The 25,227-nt window shown below is 33.5% G+C and carries 12 protein-coding genes; all 12 read left to right on the plus strand.

From position 1 onward, the window contains the following. Positions 1–209 precede the first annotated feature (209 nt). The 12 genes from U0D62_RS22825 to U0D62_RS22880 all read left to right on the plus strand — a co-directional run bounded on the left by U0D62_RS22825 (position 210) and on the right by U0D62_RS22880 (position 25,069). Positions 210–794: an RNA polymerase sigma factor gene (locus tag U0D62_RS22825; protein WP_322289675.1), complete on the plus strand. Its 585-nt coding sequence runs from the start codon at positions 210–212 to the stop codon at positions 792–794. A gap of 5 nt (positions 795–799) precedes the next feature. Continuing rightward, on the plus strand, positions 800–1,543 hold the full coding sequence (locus U0D62_RS22830; protein WP_322289676.1) for a tetratricopeptide repeat protein: 744 nt from the start codon (positions 800–802) through the stop codon (positions 1,541–1,543). 331 nt (positions 1,544–1,874) lie between these two features. After that, positions 1,875–3,494, plus strand: coding sequence for a discoidin domain-containing protein (locus U0D62_RS22835; RefSeq protein WP_322289677.1), 1,620 nt, complete (start codon positions 1,875–1,877; stop codon positions 3,492–3,494). 32 nt (positions 3,495–3,526) lie between these two features. After that, positions 3,527–4,117 (plus strand): hypothetical protein, encoded by a 591-nt coding sequence (locus U0D62_RS22840; protein WP_322289678.1) that lies wholly within the window; start codon positions 3,527–3,529, stop codon positions 4,115–4,117. 21 nt (positions 4,118–4,138) lie between these two features. Next, on the plus strand, positions 4,139–10,312 hold the full coding sequence (locus tag U0D62_RS22845) for a hypothetical protein (RefSeq protein ID WP_322289679.1): 6,174 nt from the start codon (positions 4,139–4,141) through the stop codon (positions 10,310–10,312). Beyond that, complete coding sequence (locus U0D62_RS22850; RefSeq protein ID WP_322289680.1) at positions 10,302–10,937, plus strand: hypothetical protein; 636 nt, start codon at positions 10,302–10,304, stop codon at positions 10,935–10,937. Before U0D62_RS22845 ends, U0D62_RS22850 begins: the two co-directional genes overlap by 11 nt. Positions 10,938–10,948: 11 nt before the next feature. Then, positions 10,949–11,692, plus strand: a complete 744-nt coding sequence (locus U0D62_RS22855) for a LolA3 family protein (RefSeq protein WP_322289681.1) — start codon at positions 10,949–10,951, stop codon at positions 11,690–11,692. A 5-nt stretch (positions 11,693–11,697) separates the two neighbouring features. Further along, entirely contained in the window at positions 11,698–22,020 is a 10,323-nt protein-coding gene (locus tag U0D62_RS22860; protein ID WP_322289682.1) for an RHS repeat-associated core domain-containing protein, read from the plus strand. Between the two features lie 104 nt (positions 22,021–22,124). Next, positions 22,125–22,418: a hypothetical protein gene (locus U0D62_RS22865; RefSeq protein WP_322289683.1), complete on the plus strand. Its 294-nt coding sequence runs from the start codon at positions 22,125–22,127 to the stop codon at positions 22,416–22,418. A 537-nt stretch (positions 22,419–22,955) separates the two neighbouring features. Beyond that, complete coding sequence (locus U0D62_RS22870) at positions 22,956–23,366, plus strand: hypothetical protein (protein ID WP_322289684.1); 411 nt, start codon at positions 22,956–22,958, stop codon at positions 23,364–23,366. A 174-nt stretch (positions 23,367–23,540) separates the two neighbouring features. Further along, entirely contained in the window at positions 23,541–24,638 is a 1,098-nt protein-coding gene (locus U0D62_RS22875; RefSeq protein WP_322289685.1) for a hypothetical protein, read from the plus strand. A gap of 5 nt (positions 24,639–24,643) precedes the next feature. Continuing rightward, a complete protein-coding gene (locus U0D62_RS22880; RefSeq protein ID WP_322289686.1) occupies positions 24,644–25,069 on the plus strand; it encodes a hypothetical protein in 426 nt (141 codons plus the stop codon). Positions 25,070–25,227 lie beyond the last annotated feature (158 nt).

Raw genomic sequence — 25,227 nt, forward strand, 5'->3', positions numbered from 1 at the left:
AGTATTCTGGCATCATACATTGATAGGAGTTTTAGTCCTAATTGAATATTGTGAGAAAATATCAATAATTTACATATGAAAAAGAAATTCTAACCGTTCCATAGGTTTATGATTTTATTATTAATAAAAAAGAAGGGAAAAACGTTACTTTTACAATTCGTTAAATACATCTTTAAAGGTAACAGTTTGTTATTTTATAACATTAACCTATGAATAGAATTGAAGATCAGGAAATTATAGAAGGAATTGTTAATGGAGATGAATTGATTATAAAAGATTTTTATAAAAACAACCTTCATTATATTAGTAGTTATATACTTCAGAATTCTGGAAGAGAAGAAGATGTAGAAGATGTATTTCAGGATGCACTAGTATTTATGTACCAAAAATTAAGATCTGGTTCTCTTGAGATTGATGGCTCTACTTTAAAAACATATTTTTATGCGGTATGTAAGAATATTTGGAGAAATAGGCTACGAAAAAATAAGAAGTTGACTTTTAAAGAAGACATGCTGACGATTGTAGAAAGTATAGAGGATTCTATAATCGAAGAAATCGAAAATAAAGAGCGAGAACATTTATTTAGAAAATGTTTTTTAAAACTTAATGATACTTGTAGGGTGGTATTAAGTTTAGTTTTTGAAGGAAAGAGTATGAAAGAAATATCTGAAAAAACGGGGTACAGTGAAGGGTATACCAGAAAAAAGAAGTTTGAATGTAAGAAATCTTTAATAGAAATGATTGAGAAAGATCCAATGTATATAGAGGTTTATCTAACTTCTGAAAAACAATAAAATTTATGAAAAGAACTCAGGAAATATTTGAAAAAATAGAAGGGTATCTTGCTAAAACATTATCTCAGGAAGAACGTGCTGCTTTTGAGAAAGAACTATCTATTAATCCAGAGTTAGAAAATGAAGTAGAAAAACACAGAATTTTACATCAGACATTAAGTGATCAAGATACATTAGACTTTAAAGAAAAGTTGATTAAGATTAGTAAAGAGATTAAAGAAGAAGAACAGATTAAATCAACGAATAAATCTTTCTTTTCTTATTGGAAAATAGCAGCTTCGATTATAGTTTTATTAGGAATAGGTGCAATTTTATGGAGTACAATAGAACCTGGAGATAAGATGACAGATTTATACCTGTCTTATTACGTGGCTTATCCTGTTGAAGATGCAACTAGAGGTGGAACAAAAGATGATTTGGATGCAATCATGACAGATTATGTAAAAAAGAATTATGACAAAGTTATAAATGCACTTGAGACATCTCCTTTATTATCAGATAAAGAACAACTAAGATTGTATTTGGGAAATAGTTTTTTGAATAATAATCAGGAAGAAAAAGCGATACTTCAGTTTCAAAACATACAAGCAGACAGTAGATTTTATGAAGACGCGAATTGGTATCTTGCATTAACTTATCTCAAGTTAGGAGAAGTTAAGAAGATACCCCCCTTACTTCAAGAAATAATTCAATATAATGGTATTTATAAAAATAAAGCCTCTAAGTTGTTAGATGAGTTAATGAATTAGATCCGATACATAATAAAAAGTACACTTAAGAATAAGAAAGCCACAATGCATGAATGATGCATTGTGGCTTTTTTTAGTAAAAAATAAAAAAAAAAAGAAATAGGTGGTAACAAATGTGAAGATGGAGACACATAGTTATAGGAGATGTGAATAAAACTATGGTATAAACATATTTTTTTTACGTTATAAGAAGCCTATTTTACTCGAAATAGTATTAAAAACATAACTAATTTAAGCAGTTTGTTAAGCTTACAGAGAGATTATAGAAAAACTAATACTAAGAAAATTGAACAATAAATTAAGAAAAAACTATAACACTAAATTGAAACAAATGAAGAATCTATTTTTTTTACTTTTTTTATTAAGTAATTACATTTTGTTTTCGCAAACAAATGTTGCACTTAATAAACCTACTATTACAGACTCTCAATATGATACAACTTTTGTTGGAGGGAAAGCCGTTGATGGGAATAATAATTTAAACTCTTCAAGATGGGTAAGTACAAATACATCTTGGCCACATTGGATTGAGATAGATTTACAAGGAAGTTTTGAAATAAATCAAATGAAATTTTGGACTGGACATAGTGGAGGATATGATGAAGGAGTACAATTTCTATTTGAGTATTGGAATGGTTCCAGTTGGAATGTAATCATTAATGGTTCGAGTAATACAAGTGGGATTGTAAATCAAACATTTAATTCAATAACTACTTCTAAGGTTAGATTGTATGGTTTAGGAAGTACTAGAGATAACTTATTTAGACTTTATGAAATAGAAGTGTATGGAACACCATCAAATAATGGAGGAAATAATACAGCAACCAATCCTAACAATGTTTTTGTAGGAGATTTAGCAGGGGATAATACTACTACAGGAAACCTCAATACATTTGTCGGTAGAAAGGCGGGAAAATCAAATATAAGCGGAAACAATAATGTATACATAGGAGCGGAAGCGGGAGAAGAAAGTACAGGGTCAGGTAATATTTTTATTGGTGTTGGTGCAGGATTGGAAAATGGAGGTTCAGATAATATTCTTATTGGTCATACGGTTGGTGAAAGTATTCATAGTGATAATAAACTATATATAGAAAACTCTGCTAATGACCTACAACCATTGATCTATGGAGATTTTGCGACTGATCAATTAGGTATTAATACCAATACCATACCTGATGGATATAATTTGGCTGTAGGTGGAGCAGCAAATATTGATGGAAATATTTCATCTACTGGTAATGTAGGTATAGGAACAGATAACCCTGTTAGAGCTCTTCATATCAATAAAGCTTCCGGTAGTGTTTATGAATTAATACAATCGGGATCAAATTTTTTAGGGATTGGTTTGAATAACAATATGCAGTATGGTCCTGCATTAGTTTTTCATGAAGATTCACAAATGAGAATAGGGAAAGCATCAACTATAACAGCTAATGGAGCTACAAGCTTTAATGAATTAATCAGAATTGATAATTTAGGTAATTTAGGTATTGGAACAACAACACCTTCAGAAAAACTTGAAGTAATTGGGAATGCAAATATTAATGGAGATATCATTTCTACTGGTAGAATCGCGATCGGTACAACGGTAGAAGATCCTAATTATAAATTAACAGTAAAAGGTAAAATCCACGTGCAGGAAGTAAAGGTAGATCTTTTAGGAGCCATTGCTCCGGATTATGTATTCTATAAAGATTATAACCTAATAACATTAGATGAGGTTCAGGCTTTTATCAATAAAGAAGGACATTTACCCAATATACCTTCAGCCGTAGAAATGGAAAAAGAAGGTGTGAACCTAAAAGAAATGAATTTAAAACTTTTAGAAAAAGTAGAAGAACTTACTTTATATACAATCTCCCAGGAAAAAGCCATCAAAACACAAAAGGAAAAAAATAAAGAATTAGAAGAGAGGTTAGAGAAACTGGAAAAACTAATAAAAAAGTAACCTAAAATCATTCAAAATTTAATTAATAGATGATGTCAAAAAAGAATTTTATGTTCTTTTTGATAGGGATGATTTTGTTTTCTTCTTGCCAGAATAATAATGAAATACCCAATTCAAAAATAGAAGAGAGATTATTTAATCTTGAGAAAATTGGCTGGAAATCTAAATCTGTTTCACATGCATTTTCAGAGATAACTTATAAAGCAACTGAGGTTCCGCTGCAATATTATATTCTTAAAAAAGAAGGAGGTTCGGATTTACAAAAAATAGATTCTATTTATCAATCGGTTAAGAACGAAAGGATTATAGAAGTAGAATTTCAACAGCAACAGGAAGACGACCTACTCAAATCAAAATATACGAATCTTGATTATGAATCATCGGTAAAGTATATGTCTTTTAAGATTCAAAGAGATTTTAAAGTAGTAACCCAATCTGGTGATACTATTAATTGTACAGGTTTAACATTTGAAAGAAATTTTAAAGTAGCACCTTTTAAAAGGTTGTTGCTTCATTTTGGCAATATACCAGAAAGAGAAAATATTCAATTGATATATGATGATCAGTTGTTTGACAACGGATTACTCAAATTTAAGTTTACAGAAACACCAATTAAGCTATAAAATTATAACACATAAGGTGATATGATCAATACAATTCGAAAAAGTAAAATTACTAAGGTTATTGCAAGTTATTTGGCAATACAATTAGTTGTTCAGATGATGCAACCTATGCAGCTTTGGGCATTAACAAGTGGGCCAACCCAGCCAGAATTTAATTCTTTTACGCCAATTGGCACTTCAGATATGGTGAATCTGGCTTCGGGTAATTTTAATTACAATATCCCGATTATGGATGTTGGGGGATATCCGCTAAACCTGGCATATGATTCTGGGATCACAATGGATCAGGAAGCTTCCTGGGTAGGTTTAGGATGGAACCTTAATGTAGGTCAGATCGTAAGAGATGTAAGAGGATTACCAGATGATTTTGATGGGGATTTAGTGAGATATGAAAATGACATGAAAACTAATGTAACCGTTGGGGTAGGTGTAAATGCCACTGCTGGGTATGCAGGCTTGGAAGCACTAAGAGGTAATGTGGGTATTTCTGCGCAATATAATAATTATGAAGGAATTACTTTTAGGCCAACTGTTGGACTCAGTTATCAGTTATTTAAAGGTCCAGTCAGAGTAGGAGCAGATTTATCATCTTCAGTAGGAAGTGGTCCTACAATCTCACCCAATGTGAGTATTTCTCAGTTTTTGGAAGAAATAGAAACAGAACTAACCTCAACTGTTGGAATTAGCGTTAATTCCAGAAAAGGTTTAGAAGCTCTCAATTTGGGTTTTAGTGTAAAGAGATTAGAACATGTATTTGATATAGGAGATGAGAGTTTTTATGATAATAAAGGAACTATTTCTGGATCGGGTTATGTTTCATTCAATAACAACACTTTTACGCCAACTAAAAGAGCTGGGATAGAAAATGGGAATTTTACATTTTCAGGATCAATAGGTCCTACAGTTTTAGGGTTTGATGCTCAATTACAGGTTAATGGCTTTGGTTCCTATCAGGATATTATCAAAGAAGATAAAAACAAACTGGTAAAAGCCTATGGATATGAAAATACAGAAAAAGGAGAAGGTAAAAATGGAGTGTTGGATTTTAATCGTGAAAAAGACAGAACATTTAATAAACATACCACCGCAATACCTGTTACCAATTATACCTATGATTTATATGCTGTTCAAGGACAAGGAATTAATGGAATGTTTCGCCCTCACAGAAGTCAGGTGAGCTATCTATATGATCATCGTGTGATTGATCAGGGAAATGGAGGTAGTTTGGGAGTAAAACTGGGAGCTGGTTGGAATTTTTTTGTAGGAGGACGATTAGAAGTAGCTCCTTCTTTTGGAGAAACAGGTAAATGGGAAGATAATAACAGAGCACTGGGAAAATTCGTCGAAACCGAAAATGATAATAACCATTTAGCATACGAACCCTCTTACTTTAAGATGATTGGAGAACAAACTGTAGATAACGAAGAGAATTTGTACAAAACGCAGTTATCAGGCAATGATCCTATGAAACTAAAGATTACTGGAGGAAAGTTTAATCGTAAAACAGCTCCTGTATTTCAGATAAAAAAAACTGAAGATAATGGTACCATTCAATATCCTGAAAAGCAAATAACAACACAGAATTTCAAAAGAACAAAAAGAGATCTCCGTAATCAAAACATACAAAAAGTAACACAGGAAGAAGCTGAAACCGATCCTATGATTTTATACCGTAGTAATGATGCAATCAAACATCATACTGCAGGTATGAAAATTTTAAAACCTGATGGAAGCACTTATGTATATGGTGAAGCAGCTTATAATAACAAAAAAGTAGAAGCAACTTTTGACGTATCTGGAAGATCAGATATTGATTGTACAGATGGTACAGTTGGTTTTTCTTCTATTCAAAATAATAACCCGCTTATTGGTCAGTTTAGTGGTAATAGTTCTGAGTTTAGCGATAGATACCTCAATCGTATTACGACACCAGCGTATGCACATTCTTATATGCTGACCAGTGTTTTGTCTTCTGATTATGAAGATGTGGATAACAATGGTCCAACACCTAATGATTTAGGTGCTTATACTTTATTTACATATGATCTGGCAGATACTGATTATAAATGGAGGGTACCTTATGATGCTACCAAAGCTTCTTATAATGAAGGGTTAAAATCTGATGAAGATGATCAGAAAGCAAACTATCTCTATGGAGAAAAAGAATTAAAATACATTTCTAAAATAGAAACTAAGACCCATGTGGCAATCTTTCATCTTTCTAATCGAGAAGATGCCAGAGGGGCTATTGGGGAAACGAACGATGAGGGTGTCGCAGGATATATGAAAAAAATCGATAAGATATCATTATACTCAAAACCCGAATATGATGAATCAGGAGATGCTGCATCAGCAATTAAAGAAGCACATTTTGAATATAAGTATGATTTATGTAAAGGTGTCCCAAATAACCTTGCTGGAAATGGAAAACTAACCTTAGATAAAGTATACTTTACTTACAGAAATTCTAATATGGGAAAATATACTCCATATACTTTTAGTTATGAGGGGTTTAATCCTGATTATAATTTAAAAAGTTATGATATATGGGGTAACTATAAACCAGTTGTAAAAGAAAAATTAAATTATATAAATGAAGAGGTGGAGTATGAGGTAAATGAAGCCGGTATAGAGGTGCCAATACTAAATACTTCTTTTAATGACGATCCGTCTTATTGCAAAGTAGACGCGTCCCTGGTAGCTCCAGAGTTTCCATTTGTACAGCAAGATGATAAAAAACTACAAGATGCCTTTGCATCAGCTTGGACATTAACATCCATAGATCTTCCTTCAGGTGGTAAACTTGAAATGGAATATGAGTCCGATGATTACCAATACGTACAGGATCGTAAAGCGATGCAAATGTTTAAAGTAACAGGAGCTCATAGCGATCCAATTATAGATCATGTAGATAATCCTTTATTGTATGATTTACAGAATCCTGATGATCATGCAGAATATATTTTTGCGAAGCTTAGTGACGATGTATTACCATTGTCTGAACAAGAATTTAAAGATCGCTATCTGGGAGATCAAATTGATAAACCCATTCAATTTAGATTTTTGTTACAAATGGTAGCAGGACAATCAGAACAGTTTGACTATGTCTCTGGGTATTTTGAGATTGATCAAGATATTCCTATAAAAATAGTAAGCGAATCAGGTAGGGGTACATATGCTGCGATCCCGATGAAAAAGTTAAAGCGAGAAGGAGGATTGATTAATAGTAATAAAGACGTAAATCCTATTACAAAAGCAGGATGGTATTTTGGTAGAACTTATTTAAACCGACAGGTGTACAGTTACGATGGTAATAGTACCAATGATAATTTTGAAGAAATTCTAAAAGATCTTGTAGGAAGTCTGGGAGCCATATTTGAAATTGTTGGAGGCCCTAACGGAAAGCTTCAGGAAAAAAGATCTGCAATGCAATTTGAGCCCAAAAAATCCTGGGTGCGTTTACTACATCCTGATCAAAGAAAATTGGGAGGTGGTATAAGAGTAAAAGAAATTAAAATGCATGATCGATGGGATGCAATGACCAATCATACTAATGATGCTCGATATTTACAGTTTTATGGACAGCAGTATACCTATAACAACAAAGACGGGTCTAGTTATGGAGTCGCTACTTTCGAACCTAACGGAAGTAAAGAAAACCCTTTTGTAGAACCCTTTTTTAGTGAAAAACCTGGTAGTGAAAATCTAGGAAAAGATAAATTGGCAGCTCCACAAGAATCAAATTATACAGAAAAGCCTTTTGGAGAATCTTTTTTTCCTTCACCTAAAGTTACTTATAGCAGAGTAGAAGTTAAAAATTTACCAAGAACCAGAACAGAAGGAGGTAAGAAGTATACAGTTAAAAAAAGTGCCACGGGTAAAGTGATTACTGAAATGTATACAACAAAAGACTATCCAACAATAGTTGATTATACAGATATTAATGGAAGTGATGGAAAAGCGTATGATCAAACTCCGGTATTACAAAATATTTTAGGATTGGGAGTGGTTGTCATTGATAAGAATCATCTTACACTTTCTCAGGGTTTTACAATAGAAACCAATGACATAAATGGTCGATTAAAAAGACAACAAGTATTTGCTGAAGGACAAGAAGTACCTATTTCTGAAGTGGAGTATAAGTATAGTGTTGATGATCAAGGACAATTAGATAATAAATTACCTGTGATAGATTCAAATGGAAAGATCTCTACAGATAAATTTATTGCGATGCACTATGATGTTTTTAATGAGTTTAGAGAAAATAAGTCACAATTAACAACTACAGGTGTAAATCAAAATCTTACTGGGTTTATAATTGGGATTTGGCCAAACTTGATTCCTATACCGTTACCGGCATATGCAAATCATGAGCAAATACTAAGAACGGCAACAACTACCAAAGTGATTCATAAATCTGCAATTTTAGTAGAAAAGATCGCAAGAGATCTTGGTTCAGAAGTATCTACAAAAAACCTTGCTTGGGATGCCGAAACAGGAGATATATTGTTAACTGAAACGATTAACGAGTTTGATGATCACTATTATAACTTTAAGTATCCAGCGCATTGGTATTATGATGGTATGCAATTGGCTAGCAGTAATATAGGGATATCAGGAACATTATTATACACAGAAAATGTACCCGTTTTTAATTTACAGGACCCCGATCAGGGAAAAACACCATTAGACTATTTTAGAAATGGAGATGAGTTAATGACAACTGAACCTGATGGTACTAATGAAAAATTATGGGTCATAGATGTTTCTGAATCAGGTGTAACCTTGATGAACAGTAATGGGTTTATTATAAATCAAGAGTGTTCAAATTTTACTAAAGAAGATTTGAACTTTAAAATTATTCGTTCCGGATATCGTAATCAGCAAATGGCTTCGATGGCTTCAGTTACTAGTATGATTAATCCAATAGATCTTAATAATGATGGAGTCCTCAATGATTTTTCTACGGCTAATTATTCTTATGCTGGAGGCAATGCGATTGACCCTAAAATAGTGAATGCTAGTGCTGTTGCATATTCAGATTATTGGAAACCACAAAAAGAACTGGAATTACCAGGTTTTCCATCGACATTAGGTAATTTATATAATCAGATCCACGATGAAGTTGTAGATGAAGAAGGAAATGAGCTTACAGACAGAGAACAGATTACTACTCATAAATATGGATTCAATCCTTACTTATATAATGTTCGCGGAGATTGGAGAGCTATAAAATCCTATGCTTATTTAGGAGGTAGAAATTCTAATGTAGAAGATGATACTAATTTTTCGACAGCTTCAGAAGGATATTTTAGTGCATTTAATAGCTTTTATGATAATACACAAAACAATAGTTGGAAGAAAACGAAGGAAAACTGGACTTTTGCAAGTCAGGTTAGTAAATACAGCCCTTATGGAGCAGAACTTGAAAATAAAGATGCCCTGGATCGTTATTCTGCAGCTCAGTATGGATATGAATACACATTGCCGGTAGCAGTAGGTTCTAATACGGAATATCGAGAAATGGGATATGATGGTTTTGAAGATTACAAACCATCAGATGTAATACCATCACCGATTCAAGGATTTAATAATGTACGAAGCTCTCATTTTGATTTTAAACCTTTATTAGGTGACAAATTACTAGAACGAGTAGAACGTACAGATGAAGCGGCACATACAGGAAAATACAGTTTAGTAGTTCCAGGAGGAGCTCCAACAACTACTATGATGATTCAATTACCAGAATGTGAAACCGTTGTATCTACAATTAGATGTGCTACCGATGGTGGAGGAGTTTCAGAAGAACCAAACAGTAATTGTTTTACCAGAAGAAAACGAGTGTTCCTTACTGGAACAGCAAATCAAACAATTAATTATTCTTACGATTTTACATCTTCAGGATTAGATGCTAATGAATGTGTGGATTCTAAATATCTTAATGTATCGGGTAGGCAGTATACGAACAATGGTGGTAGCGGAACCATTCAACTAGATTCAAATGGAGAAAAAGAATTCATTGTTTCTGGTGGAGCAACAGGATATTTTGGATATGGAAATCCAGAAACTGTTAAATGGAATATAACATTCAATGCAAGTAATACAGTAAGTGTTGTATTGGGAGATTTATGTGATGATAAAGGATGTAATAACGGAAATCCAGGAGGTGGAACAACTGGAGGAAATGGTAACTAAAAAAGATATGAGTAACAATGTTTCGCTTGAGAAAAAACAGGATACAATGTATAAAAAAATATTAGCTTTTGCTTTTGTAATAATAGGATGGTCTAGTATATCTGGACAGGATGGAGATCTAACCATTTTACCAACAGTACAATGTTCTTCCTTCAGACCAATCCCAGGAAATAAATATGTAGTTAGTGGTTGGTTAAAAGAAGATAGACCACAACAGGTATTGTCTTATACAGTTAGTGGCTTTAAAATAGCTTTTACCTCTACAGATAATCCAGAATACATTTTTCATGCATCTGGAGACATTATTGATGGATGGCAACGTTTTGTTGGAGTTTTTGAAGTTCCTCAAGATGCTGTTAATATGGAAATAGGATTTATAGCTGCAGAATTAGGCGTCAAAACATATTTTGATGATATCAGAATACATCCCTTTAACGGAAATATGAAATCCTTTGTGTATGATCAGGATACACAGCGACTTATGGCAGAATTAGATGAAAACAATTATGCTACACTTTATGAGTATGATCAAGAAGGAGGATTAGTCAGAGTGAAAAAAGAAACCGAAGAAGGAGTATATACTATCCAGGAAACAAGATCTGGTAATTCAAAGTTAAATAACTAATAATTAGAAGCATGAGGTACAAGATATTCATTTCATATATACTGTTTAGTTTTTGGTTTATAGGTCATACTAATGCTCAGGCATCAGGCGACAATCTAAATAGAGCAAAAGAGATCATTAACAAAGTAAAACAGTTTTATGATACGCAGCTTAGTTATAATATAGAAGTTGACTATACATTGTATGAAGATTATAAGAGTTCAAAAACTATGGAATCTTATAAAGGAGTGATAGCAAAAGAACAAGAAAGCTTTTATACTAAAATACACCAGACAGAAACCTTAATAACTCCTAGTGATTTTATAAAGGTAAATCATGAAGAAAAAGCAATGATCTATGGTGTTTCAGAAAAAGAGAAACAGCAAAAGATCGCAGGGTTAAATATAGAAGAGTTGCTTCAGAATTTTCAAAAAGCAGAGATTCAAGAAGAAGACTCACTATATAGGATAGAGTTAACTTCAACTCCAATAACAGGTTCACCATATGGTACAGCAATTTTAGAGATTAATAAAAAGGATTTCAGCTTGATAAGACAAACGTTGTTCTTTTTACAAAAAGTACCATTGCAAACAGAATCTGGAAAACAACGACTTACCAATCCAAGATTAGAGATCGTTTTTAACAACTTCAGTATTGATAATACGACATATCGTAACAATTTTGAATTGACATCTTATGTAGTTACCGGGAAAAATAACAACAAGATATCTGGCAGATTTAAGAATTATCAGTTTATAGATACAACAAGACAATAGAAATGATGGGTACGAATACTTTCAAATATAATTTCATAAAAAAAATGTTATGGGTAGTGGTATTGTTGGGATATCATACTATCATAGCACAAGAAGGGTTTTTTCAAATAAAGGATACATATTCATCTACACAAATAGATCAACATGTAAATGGAGGCTCGATATTACTTATAGATCCAGAAGCAGGGGTTTCAAATAGTTCAGTAACTATGGACAATGAATCTTATATCAAGATTTATGTAGATGCTGATAAAGAACCATTTTATTGGTATTCATATACCATAGATTTTGAGATTACACCGGTTTCACAAACAGGAATACCTGATGATGCAAGTACATATACAAAAAGTATTACAGTAGAACATAATCCGTCTATAGTAGGTTCAGAATATATTGATAAAACAGAGCATATTATAAACGATTCATATGGTGTCAAGATAAGGATATTGAGTATTCGTACAAAGAATAGAGAAGATAGCTCTGTTCCAGATAATACTACTACCTCTCCTCAGAATATTAATATGGAGTTTGGATTTAGAACCAGTAGATACAAACCTTTATCAGCTAATATACCCGTAGTATCTAGGCAACCAATTACAACTACAGATAATGGAACAACCCAGGATATTGCTTTAGATATTAATTGGACTGCAATTGAAGGAGCGATAAGCTATGATGTCGAATGGACCTGGTTGGATAATTATGGACCTGATATTAATCAAAATAATATAATACCTGCTTCAGAAATAGATTTAACAGAAAGACAATTTCAGCTTAATAGTACAAGAATTTCTACAGATCAATTATCATATGAAATTCCTTTAATCTATAGTAATGGTTATCTTATTTATAGAGTAAGAGCAGTAGGTAGATTTATAGAGGATATTACCAAAAAGTATTATGGAGGCTGGAGTACTGGTACTACAGTTAAAAATAAAGTGAATGACTGGGGAGGCACCAATTTTTTCACGGTTACCGCTCATGAAAACAATAAGAATTGGCAGTTTCAAGCCAGCTATGCTGAAGAAGGAAAAAAGAAAGAAGTAGTTAGTTATTTTGATGGCACACTACGTAACAGGCAGACGGTTACCAGGATCAATAGCGATAATAATGCAATAGTAGGAGAAGTTATTTATGATAATCAGGGACGTCCGGCAGTAGAGGTCTTACCGGTACCAGCGTATGATACTTCCATTAAATATTATAGAGACTTTAATACTCCTGATGGAGATGGTAATACACAATATTCGCATTTTAATTTTGATTGGACTTTAGTTGAAGATAATGGTAACCCAGTAGATGATAATTGCGATACTGCAACTGAAGCAATGTCAACAGCTATAGGAGCCAGTAAGTATTACGGTCCGCAAACAGCTACGAATTCTTATCAGGATTATGTGCCTGATGCTAAAAAATATCCTTTTAGTCAAATTGAATATACTCCAGATAATACAGGACGTATACGAAGAAAAGGAGGTGTTGGAATAACACATCAACTTGGATCAGAACATGAAATGAAATATTTTTATGGAGTACCAGAACAAGAGGAGGTTTCAAGGTTGTTTGGTGCCAATGTTGGGAATGCTACACATTATAAGAAAAATATTGTAGTAGATCCTAATGGTCAGGTGAGTGTAAGTTATATTGATCCACAAGGAAGAACCATTGCTACTGCACTAGCAGCAGGAGCACCTGAATCTTTAGAAAGCTTACCTGATGAGACAATAACTACAGGAAACCTTACTGTAGATTTGATACAAAGAAATTCTTTGGTAGCATCTGATAACTATCCTGGTACCTTCGATGCATTTACGGTAGACAAGCAAATTGTTGCCGCTGGTGATGGATTGGATTATACTTTTGAATATAGCGTAAACGAAAATATATCTTTTGACCCATATTGTCCGGTAGGTGTTGATCCTTTCAGATATCCTTTTGTTTATGATTTGAATATAAGTCTTAAAGATGATTGTGGCGAAGAGTTACTAAATAGAAATATAGATGTATTAGCAGGAACCGCAAGTACGACAGGTACTCATATTCCAGTAACTACTCCTGCAATTGCAACAGATTTTTCTGCAAGGCTCAATACAGGATCATATACATTTACCAAAAACCTTAAGATTAATGACTCTGTCTTAGAAATATATGCAGAACATTATAGAAATGGACTTCAAGACTCTAATAGTGGATGTTATATAGATCCCAATCAATTTGCTCCTACAGCATCTTTAGATGGATGTTTTACTACTTGCGAAGAGTGTGTAACCGAATTGGGGAGTTTAGAAATTTATATTATTACCGAATTAAGTGAGCAGTTTTATAATAATAGTTTTCAACTCGATGGAACAGATACCGAAGGTTTTATTAAGGTAACCTGGATTGATAATGATCAGGATATTAATGGAACAGCCCTTCTGGATAGTGCAGAAATTACTGCCTATATCAAAACCTTCACCAGAGAATGGCAATTGATCAAAGATGCTTGTGAGGCTCCTTGTAATACGATTACTAATGATATAAGTTGTGAGGTAGGTACAAACTTATTATTACAGGATATGGCTCCATTAGGGCAATACGGAAACCGTGAGTTTACAAATGTGTTAGATACTAATGGAAACCCTACAACAGATGAAAATGGAAATGAAATATTCGCAATACAAGATGAGCTTAGTATATTTAATGTAGACAATAAACTAATTCATAATGGAGCTTCTAGTATTAGTTGGAAAACCCCTGTAGAACCATATCAGGATACTCCAGGTATTATCTCAGAAATCATAGTTGAGCAGAATGATAATGGTTCCTTCACTCCGGCAATTGTAGATGGAATAGCTCCAAATAACGGGACTACTGATGCTGGGGCATCGTATCTATGGATTGCTCCTGAAAACCTGGAAAACGTACAGGATTTTTTAAATGCCTGGCAACCATATTGGTCAGTATCTTTACTTCCATATCATCCGGAAAACTGCTATTTGGAGTATGCTACAGCATTATGTGATGTGTCTTCTACAATTTCTATATCAGACTCAATAAATACTTCCTCCACAAATGTGGATATGGATAGTGACGGATTTGATAGTCATATCAGAAATATAGGATCGATGGAAACAGCGGCTACTTTCTTATCATCAAATAATGTATCTCTGTTAATGGATATAGATCCTTATTTCCGTAATGATGTTCTCTTGTTAGGAGAAACAACGGCACTTAAAAATATGAGAAGAGAAGTAATGAGCCTGGCATTAACAGATCAGTTTGAAGATTACCTTGATGGCTCCACTAAAATCACAATGTTACAATTTGCCTATATAACAACCTATTGTAATGGTATTACCAATTGTGATAATATACCATTTAATGACTTATCAAATATTGCAGAAGTAGCTGGAGGATCTTTAAGCGTAGGTCAAAAAGATAATATCTGGAGAGCTTATGTATCTTATTATATCAGTCTCAAAGAACGTATAAAAACGGTTTTTAGAGATGTGTATGCCAAGCAAAATGGTTGTTATAATGGGTGTATAGGGAACGATGTTCAGAATTCTAATATTACCAATAGCATTCAAAATTACCCCACTGCAACAGATATCTTTAATTATGTTAATGCTAACTCAGCATCAGTAGCATTTTGTGATCAACAAAATGCAGAGCTCTATACCAATAAACAAAAGCGATTTATTGGGGCAGATGAGCAATATGATGCTTCTCAGGAAGAAGAAGATATTATTGCCGACCTAGAAGGTGATACCGATTATTTAGAGTATGTTCAAACAGGAGAATGCCCATTAAATAATGATCTGGAGTATTTCTTAGATGGATTGGTAAATGAAAAAGATAGTAATAACAACTTTAAATCCCTGGTGGGTTTAAGAACATATCAAGCTCAATATCTTAACAGGAACTTATATGAAGCTTTTGGAGGTGTTGTAGATACGCAATCACAATTAGATTTTACCGGTGTTGTAGAAAGAAATAGATTATCCATACAATCCAACATAACAAATGGTTGTGATCCTCTATTATATCTCGATCTTCCTTTACAATCTTCTGGATGGAATAATGTTAATAATTGGGATACATATAATACCACCGATGGAGTAGGATGGTCCATTCTTGAGTTATCAAGGTTGTATTATGATGCAGAACTTTCAGACCCTTCAAATGGAGTGTTTGGTTTTAAAGTATTGGCACAAGTAGTTATAGGAACCGAGTTAAGAGAATTTATCTTTACCGGAGCAACCTGTGTTGCTATAGGAGAGTGCGGAGTTGAAGATGATGGGATAGGTGAGGTACTGGATGATCAAATAGATAATAACACAGGTAATGATAATAATGGTATTGGTTGCACCAATAGGGCTCAGTTTGGGGATGATTTGGTCAATCTGATCAATGAATTAGGAGTGATCACTGGAAGTAGCAATACCGTAAATCAAACAGTAGATTTATCTACTATTACCAGCTATACAAATAGCATTATTCCAGAGATTATTGGTGATACCAACTTATCAGGAGTTTGGGAATACGATAGTGCTAATTTTTTCTATACGATTAGTGTAAATAATACATCGTTATTTACATTTCAGGCAGGAAGATCATTAGTTGCAAGTGATGTACAGAATTATGAAAGTATTAGATTCATACAAGGAGCTAATAATACTTCTCAAACCTTATATTATACTACTATAACAGGAGATAATAGCTCTTTTTCTACGTTTATAAAACAAATATTAGATTACTCTTGTTGTAAGGTAGCTCCAGTATATGAGTGCTTTGATGATTATATTCAAACCAATAAAAGTAAGCTGGAAACAGATTTGGCCAATATATATAAAGCGGTATATGATAATCAATGGCATTTAGATCTTAACGGTAACGTTGATTTGATTGCAGGAGGGTATATTACTACCGAATTGAATACTTTAATTACAGAAATTATTGGAGGACAGAATGTAGCAACGGTAACCTTTTTTAATTCTACGGTTGGAGGAGATACTTCTGGGTTATTGGTAAATGGAGTAACCTGTATAAAATTATTTGACCGAAGCCAGTTTTTTGAGGTGAGTACTATAGAAATTTTAAAAACTATAAACCCATCTACAAGCGCAATAAATTATACGTTAAGGTCTTTCGGAGTTGACCCTAATAATAGTAATGGTCTTCCGTTGATTTATGCAGATATAAATACGTCACAAGTACAGGCATTCACAGTAATTTGCGATCCGATTCAGCCGATTGCAGCAACTTCTACAAATATGGATACACATCCGTCTTGTGAGATCTGTATCCCACAAACGGTAGCGCCTGTACCTTGCGAAGAGAAGTTTGAAAAATTTCTGACAATGTTAGGGATTGATGAAACTACAGGGCAATCGTCCAGAATACCTGATTATGTATTGCTTGATGATTTTTATACTCAGCAAAACTTTTGTAACCTTAATTATCAATACCTGGTAGATTCTTACGAGAAGTACCTTACCGATTTAGGAATCCTAAATCCTCAGAATAATGGATCTTCACTAGACCCTAATTTCTTGAGTATCGCTGAGTTTGGGGAAAACCAACTTAACTATGGGTATGATGATATCAATACGGTAATTACGGCCTACGTTACCTATAACTCACAATTTAATGACAATACACCAGCTAATACAGAGGATGATTTGTATTGGACAGCCTATGTAAATAATAAATACTTGGTTGATAACCCAGGAATTTGTCCTCCAGCAGCATTGTTACCGATTTTTGATATTGAAATCAACGATGATGTAACCGACTGCCAGGAGTTCAATATTGCAGTGACAGAAACCTATCAGGAAGATTCATATCAGGCATATATCAACGAGCTGGTCAATAGATTTAAACGTGAATATATTACCAAAGGGATTAATAATGTTACTGAAACTTTAAAAGTGACATATGGTGATAAAGAATATCAATATACTTTGTATTACTATGATCAGGCAGGTAACCTGGTACAAACTGTACCGCCAGAAGGAGTAAACAGAGATGAAGATCTTACCGATGCTGTAATACCTTCTCATGAGTTAAAAACACAGTATAAATACAATTCTTTAAATCAATTAGTATGGCAATCAACACCAGATGGAGGTATTACTCGCTTTGCTTATGATAAATTGGGTAGAATTGTTTTGTCTCAAAATGCAAAGCAAAAAGCTTCTGGAGCCGAGCCTTATGATTGCTCTTATGAAGAAACGACACTACCAATTACCCTGGCACCAGATAGTAATAATAGCGATATTAATGTTACTTCAGAAGGAAACCTGGCAGGAGTCATAACCTCTATGAATTTTGATCCACCAACCGGGCGTTCTAATGAAACCGTACTAGATAATGGATATGTAGAGTTTGGCTTAAATAAATCCCCAATAATAGGAGATGATCCTTTTGGTAACTCGGCCAAGATCAAAGTAAAACTGGTAGAAGTTGATGGTACACCGCACGGGTATGAGGTATTGTCATTGTTTAGAACAGGAGAGCTTACATTTACCAATATCAGTAATCCTACTCAGATAATTCCAGGTACTTATGATCATCAGGATTTGATCCGTATAGAGAGAAAACAAGGCAATATCAATTACTATAAAAATGGAGCACTTGTGGTATCCATTGTTGATACAGATACGACAAAACCACTACAAGTAGATTTTGAAGCTTCAGGAATTATTCTTGGCCTTAAAGTCGTAAACACCATCGAGCAAACCTGTTCATCCTCTCGTTATAGTTATACAGATTATGATGCATTAGGTAGAATCATAGAAGCCGGAGAACTAGAATTATCAGGAGATTATGAGATCAACACTACAGGAAGGTTAGTAAAAATAACTGATGGAACAGTGGTGACTGAAGTAGATCAAATGGCATACCCATACAATCTAACCCAATCACCAAGAACTGAAGTAACCATTACCACCTATGATGATCAGGTGTCAGCAGGAACAACATTGTTTAGCGATCAGGATGTGATACATACCCGTAACCGTGTTACCTCAGTACAATATTATGATACCTATACACAAGGAGATACAGAGTATAAACACGGGATCTTTTATAACTACGATATCCATGGCAATGTCAAAGAATTGGTATGTGATAATCAAAGTACAGAACTGGTAGCGATCAATCAACACCAAAAACGAGTACAATATCAATATGATTTAATTAGTGGTAATGTCAACCAGGTAACTTTTCAATCAGGAAAACCAGATCAATTCATACATAGATATGACTATGATGCAGATAACAGGATTATAGCTGTAGAAACCTCTGTAGACGGAGTACTATGGGAAAAAGATGCCAATTACCAGTATTATCAGCACGGCCCATTAGCACGAGTACTGATTGGAGATAAAAAAGTGCAGGGTATGGATTACGTATATACGCTACAAGGCTGGTTAAAAGGAGTTAACGGAGAGACTTCAAGTACCTTCCAGGATATAGGTAAAGATGGCGTTGTAGGAAGCACGGCAGAAAAGGTCGCAAGAGATGCGTATGGATATTCTTTAAATTATTTTAATGATGATTATACTCCGCGTAGCAATACCTCTCCTTTTACCTTGGCGAGGGCTGTTCCTGTTCCAGGCAAACGATTATATAATGGTAATATCCATACTATGGTTACCACAATATTGGATACGGATCAGAAGGCACTAAATACCAGTATCAATACTTATAATTATGATCAGTTAAATAGGATCAAAGGGATGACTAATTATGAAGTTGATGATACAGGTGCTATAGCAGCTACTGGTGTAAATACTTCATATAGTTATGACCGTAATGGTAACTTACAAAACCTGTTGCGCGCAGCAAAACTATCAAACGGTACTGCGGTAACTATGGATAATTTTACCTATAACTATATCCCTGGTACCAATCAATTAGATCATGTAGCAGATACAGTAGATCAAAACTTATTTGCTGTAGATGTCGATAATCAGGCAAGTGGTAATTATCAGTACGATGCTATTGGTCAGTTAACCAGGGATGAAGCAGAAGGTTTAAATATTGATTGGCGAGTAGACGGTAAAGTAAAAAGAATAACCAAAGATGATGGTACCGTAATTAGCTTTGCCTATGATGGTTTAGGAAACCGTATCAGTAAAACCACTGCCAATATGAGTGATCCTTTGGGAGGTATGACTACGTATTATGCCAGAGATGCACAAGGCAATGTAATGGCAGTGTATGGTACCGGTAGTGATACCGATAACTGCGCACTGATCTTAAATCTGGATAACCAGGTAGTAACAACACCAGAAATTGAACAGGCACAGCAAGAGATTGTAGTAGCTGCTACAGCACCCTATGTTACAGAACCGCCTGCATTAGTAGAACACAAAGCACAAGAGGGAGTAACATGGTTACCAGGCACCCATGTAAAAACAGGAAGTAATGTACGTGCATATATTGATGAGGTAGCATGTGTAAACACATTACCAGATGGTAGCACCGCAATGACCTTGCAGGTAAAAGAACACCATATCTATGGTAGTAGTCGATTAGGATTACAAGAATCCGACCTGCAATTGGGTAACCAAACGACCACTACAGACAATACCGTGTTTAATAATCGTACAGGTGATAAACGATATGAGTTAAGCAATCATTTGGGTAATGTATTAAGTGTAGTAAGCGATCGTAAAATAGCAGAACCAGCGATTGTAAAAGAAAGATCGATATTCTATACTAATACATTTGAGACAACAGATCCGGCATTTTTTAGTCCTGTAATTACAGCAGATAATAAAGGACAGATAATAGTAAATAACAATATTGTTAATTTTACTTATATCAATAGTACAGCCTCTTTCACAGGAGATGAATTAGAATATGCCTTTGACATTGACAGGAGTAATTATAATGGTAATACGCTTTCAATTAGTGTGATTAGTAATGGTTTGGGGAGCGAGTTTTACAGAAGTGATATTACAGATATTGATGGTAGAGTAAAAATCCTTGTACCATTACCAGAAGAAGCAAAATCTGGAGGAATAGCTATTCTTGTATCCAATAGAACTGATCATACAGAACCAGTTACAGGATATATATTGATAGATAATGTAGAAATTACAGAAATCACCAAACAAGTTTCTCCTAATTTAATTACCTTTATTCCCGACGTTCTTACATTTAGTGATTACTACCCGTTTGGACAATTGTTACCTAATAGGCATGGCAATAGTGGAGACTACCGTTATGGCTTCCAAGGGCAAGAAGCGGATAATGAGATTAAGGGAGAGGGGAATAGTGTTAATTATACTTTTAGAATGCATGATGCTAGGATAGGTCGTTTTTTCTCGGTAGATCCTCTTACTGCAAAATACGCGTGGTATACTCCTTATAGTTTTAGTGGGAACAAAGTACTTCAATTTATAGAATTAGAGGGCTTAGAAGAAGAACTAGTAGGATATTTGAGTAGGAGTTCATATAAACCAGTATTTAAATCAGATGAAAATGTAGGTATTTTAGAAAGGATAGGTAATGCTTTAACCAATACTATACTTACAGCTCCAGGAAATCTTTACGTAGATTCTAATAATGCAGTTAATTCTTTGATTAATAATGCTTATTGGATGATTTCTGGTCAGAAACAATATGACTTGCATAATGATATTGTTGGGCCACTTCAAAAATCTAGTGATGCAACATCTAAATATTATCAGTACACCCCAGCAAAAGAATTGGCTACTGATGCTGCTGAATCATTGACCAGACCTGAAAATTTAGAATTAGCTTGGGGAGCATTTTTGCCAACCAAATTTAAAATAGGCTCTAAAAATACTAGATTATCTACAGGATCTACTAAAAAACAAGGAATTGCAGGTGCAACTGAAAAAATAATTGATGATTTATCAGATGGATCTGAGAGCTTTAATTTAAGTGATATTCCTGAAGTAAATCGATTTAAAGGAGATGTTAATTGTATAGGGTGTTCGATAGCGGTTGATTCATATTTATCCGGAAAAGGGATTGTAACTGCTCTTAGTGATAAATTTGCAAGACCTCTTCAGGCTTTTACAGATATTAAGTCGTATGTAGGTACTTCATTGGGTTTACGTTACAGTTCACTTGATAATCTAGCTAAGGTAATATCATTTCAAGGCAATCTTGGAAGAAATGTTAAAGGTATAGTTTTTGCTATTCCTAAAAATGGTGCAACAGGACATGCTTTTAATGTTTTTTATAAAAATGGTAAAGTTTTCTTTTATGATGGACAACCTTTGAAAGGAAGGTTGTTAGAAAATAAATTTAAAGATTCTAATCAGTATAGATATCAATTTTTTGATACTACCGAGCAATAAAAAGTCGTTTTTATGATATCGTTATTAATTTTGTTTTTATGATAATTAGTTAGTAACCTTTTTAAGTATAATTTTTTAAAACAAACTTTAATTAAATAATATTTATGTTCGAAACTATAAAACATAGATTAAGTAAGGATTTAATAGCCTATTTTGATAAGGTGGATGAATTCAAAATAATGGATGAAGATTTAAAAACCTACTACATTTTTTATAAGCCTTATAGTGACTTAAATTATAGTTTAATCTATGATCCTTATACTCAAATACTTTTGAGAGGTGATGCAAATTGTGCTGCAAATGAAACTCTTGATCGTTATTTAGTTCATGTAATAGAAGAAAAGGATATGACATTAGATGAATTTTGTAAATGGGAGGGTGTTACTAAAATAAAATAATAGTTATCTATGTCTCCCCGATTTCCATGGTAAAAACAAGTAGAAATTGTTAAAATACTAGGCAGCAGCTTTTAGATAAGGTTGCTGCCTTTTTACTACTGTACATACTCTATGAATGAGTTTGTTTCTAATATTGTTAATGACAAGCCTCCACTACCTTTAACTTTTAGCTAGTGGCGGTACGAGTAAGAAACATAAAATGGCTACCTATGGTTATTACGATAGGTAGTTTTTTTGTTTTAATAAAATAGAATAGTACCGATCGTTCAGAATTTTAAATTAATCATAAAAAAACACAAAAATATAGGTAACAATTTACCTGATATCGACACATGATTAAGAAGAGGTGAAGTATAATAATTAAAACCTACTTAATAGTAAGAGGTAGATAAAATTAATTAGCCATCCCCTGAAAATTATACAGTGATTTTCTTTAAGTATTGATTTCACTGATAATTTGAGTTTTTTATAACGGGAAAAACTGTTTAAAAAGTGTATTTTGTAATTGCAATAAAATATCACTTTAAAAACAGTTTGATGGACAAGATACTAACAAAAAAGATACAAACTTTAATGAGCAGCTATTTTTCAATAACAAAACAGATGACCAAACCTGAATTGCGTTGTTTTAGGGATATGGTTTTGGGTATTTTAAAATCAAAATCCGTATTTGTTAATCAAATCGCAGCTTCCCTTCGTGAAGGCTTGAAATTAAAAGATGTTGCTAAACGCTTATCTGCTCAATATTTGAAAGATGATTATGCTGATAAGGTCTTAGCCAATCATCTGGGTACGGTTTGTTGCAGTGTTTCTAAGAATGATTTCATCATTATCGATGGTACAGATATCAGTAAGAAATATGCCAAGTATATGGAAGGCTTGGAGTTTGTGAAGAACGGTGATACTGGCGATATCGGACTTGGTTACCCCGCTACCGCTAGCTTGTAGCTAGTGGCGGTGCGAGTAAGAAAAATAAAATAGCTGCCTATTGTTATTGTGATGGGTAGCTTTTTTTATGTTTTACATCGATGCTATTTTTTTTAAACCTTTAAAGATTTCCTGATAATACTAGTTTCTCATGGAAATTCTGGAAATTATAGATATGGCTTCCAAGGACAGGAAATGGATAATGAGATTAAAGGAGAGGGTAACTCGGCAAACTTCAAATTTAGAATGTTAGATACTAGATTAAACAGGTTTTTTGGTATTGACCCGTTAACCAAAAGATATCCGTTCTTGTCTCCTTATGCTGTTTCGGCAAATAGACTTATTGATATGATTGATATGGAAGGCTTACAACCGACCAACCCAGAATACATGTGGAAAGCTTCTCAGCATTCTACTTTTGCTCATGGAGTTAGATTTAAAGTTGATAATAAGTGGTGGATATTTAATTCAGTAAATAGAGAAGGAGAAAATATGCATAGATGGTATAATGATGAAACTAGAAAATGGGAGGAGTTTATTCCAGCTACTCCAGAACCTATAGGGGTGAAGGTTTCAAATATGTCAGCTAAATTAATATTAATAGGATCTGCACCAGTTTCTGGAGGTGTTTTATTAGAGATGATGGGACCAATATTATTAACAGAAGCTGGAAAACAGGCTTTAGCTAATATGGTTGCGAATCTTACTATTCAGTCTACTGTTTCGGTTGCTTTTAATGGAGATTTAAGTGGAGTTGATAGAGCTGATGTATTATTATCACCGCTACCAGTATCTTGGAATTTGGCTATAACCCCTCTGGTAGATTATACAGATGACGGTTTAAAAGTTGCAGGGGCTCAATATTTTGGTTATGATTCCTACGGTAAAGATTTGCTCCATGTAGGAGTTGATTATACAATTGGAAAAGTATTTAATTCTGCTGGAGGTAAAATTACCGAAGGTTTAGAAAAGAGAATTGCTAGTTTGGTTGATGAAATCAACTTCAATAGATGGCAACAATTAAAAGCTTGGGAAATATGGAAAAATAATATAGGTAGTATTGGGATAGGAACTAATTCTTATAAAGCAATCGGTTTAATAGATCCAAATCACTTTAGATTGAGAGCTCTTTCATTAGGAAAGTTTAATGCAGGACTTAAATCAGAATTAAATTCAGCAAAGAATATTCTTAAAACATACACTTATTTGTATGGAGGTGTTTTTTCACCAGCAACATCGTTAAGTATTAGTACAGGAATAAATAACAATGTGTCATCTGAGGATAATCAATAGAAAAAATGAGAGCACTAAATAGATTAAAATCTCTTTTTAAAATGGTAAAGACTAGTAGAATATTTTTTATTTTGATTGGTTTTTATCTTCTAATTATTTTAGTTCTTAGTATTAAAACTTCTTATGAGTTAAAAAAAGAAGGAGTTTTTTCAGTAGCTAGAATTGTAGAAATCAAATCAGGAAGTTATATTACTAAACATGTAAAGTATGAGTTTATAGAGAATAACGAAATTAAGTATGGTCAATATTCGTTTTTTCCTTGGGAAGATTCTCCAGTAATTGGTAAATATTATCTAAATATTTATTTAAAAGATAAAAACTATTTAAATTTTCTCTTTGTTGATGTGGAATTGCCAGATACATTTAACTTAAATAGCGAACCAACAAGGTATATACCGAAAAATCCTCGCATTAAGTTTTGGAAAATATAGAAATAAAATTATATAAAAGGAGTTACTTAGTTTATACTGGGTAGCTTTTTTTGTTTTTAGGAAGCATATGCTTTTTTGGTTTCCCCCGTTACCGCTAGCTTGTAGCTAGTGGCGGTACGAGAAAGAAATATAAAATGGTTGCCTATAGTTATTACGAT

It is taken from the genome of Aquimarina callyspongiae (genome assembly GCF_034322225.1).
In the GTDB taxonomy this organism is placed as follows: domain Bacteria; phylum Bacteroidota; class Bacteroidia; order Flavobacteriales; family Flavobacteriaceae; genus Aquimarina.

Bases quoted from the DNA above. Each gene is read 5' to 3' on its own strand.
- U0D62_RS22825 (WP_322289675.1), top strand. From the start codon at position 210: ATGAATAGAATTGAAGATCAGGAAATTATAGAAGGAATTGTTAATGGA.
- U0D62_RS22830 (WP_322289676.1), top strand. From the start codon at position 800: ATGAAAAGAACTCAGGAAATATTTGAAAAAATAGAAGGGTATCTTGCT.
- U0D62_RS22835 (WP_322289677.1), top strand. From the start codon at position 1,875: ATGAAGAATCTATTTTTTTTACTTTTTTTATTAAGTAATTACATTTTG.
- U0D62_RS22840 (WP_322289678.1), top strand. From the start codon at position 3,527: ATGTCAAAAAAGAATTTTATGTTCTTTTTGATAGGGATGATTTTGTTT.
- U0D62_RS22845 (WP_322289679.1), top strand. From the start codon at position 4,139: ATGATCAATACAATTCGAAAAAGTAAAATTACTAAGGTTATTGCAAGT.
- U0D62_RS22850 (WP_322289680.1), top strand. From the start codon at position 10,302: ATGGTAACTAAAAAAGATATGAGTAACAATGTTTCGCTTGAGAAAAAA.
- U0D62_RS22855 (WP_322289681.1), top strand. From the start codon at position 10,949: ATGAGGTACAAGATATTCATTTCATATATACTGTTTAGTTTTTGGTTT.
- U0D62_RS22860 (WP_322289682.1), top strand. From the start codon at position 11,698: ATGGGTACGAATACTTTCAAATATAATTTCATAAAAAAAATGTTATGG.
- U0D62_RS22865 (WP_322289683.1), top strand. From the start codon at position 22,125: ATGTTCGAAACTATAAAACATAGATTAAGTAAGGATTTAATAGCCTAT.
- U0D62_RS22870 (WP_322289684.1), top strand. From the start codon at position 22,956: ATGGACAAGATACTAACAAAAAAGATACAAACTTTAATGAGCAGCTAT.
- U0D62_RS22875 (WP_322289685.1), top strand. From the start codon at position 23,541: ATGGATAATGAGATTAAAGGAGAGGGTAACTCGGCAAACTTCAAATTT.
- U0D62_RS22880 (WP_322289686.1), top strand. From the start codon at position 24,644: ATGAGAGCACTAAATAGATTAAAATCTCTTTTTAAAATGGTAAAGACT.